This is a genomic window from Polaromonas sp. P1_G2 (assembly GCF_056405515.1).
In genome coordinates this window covers 1-381 of the sequence record NZ_JBFUBY010001589.1, presented here as the reverse complement: position 1 = coordinate 381, position 381 = coordinate 1, and the positions used below count along the sequence as shown (strand labels likewise).

The window sequence follows — 381 nt, the reverse complement described above, 5'->3', positions numbered from 1 at the left end:
GTCATCGAACGCCTGGCCGATCCGCTCGTCCATCTGGTGCGCAATTCCTGCGACCACGGCCTCGAAACACCGGAGGAACGTATCACCGCCGGCAAATCGCCCATAGGCCGCGTGTCACTCTCAGCCCGCCAGACCGGCGGCGAGGTGACGATCATGATCCGCGACGACGGCCGCGGCATCAAYCGCGAGCGYGTCCGCGCCAAGGCGGAAAGCTCCGGCATCATCGCACCCAATGCGGTGCTCTCCGATCAGGAACTGCTGCAGCTGATCTTCCAGCCGGGCTTCTCGACGGCGCAGAGCGTCACCAACCTTTCCGGCCGCGGCGTCGGCATGGATGTGGTCAAACGCACCATCGATGCGTTGCGCGGCTCGATCAACGTC

At 65.2% G+C, this 381-nt stretch carries 1 protein-coding gene; it reads left to right on the top strand.

From position 1 onward, the window contains the following. Positions 1 to 381, top strand: a 381-nt coding sequence (locus tag AC1D0P_RS31675; protein ID WP_477680346.1) for an ATP-binding protein, incomplete at both ends; no start/stop codon positions are given.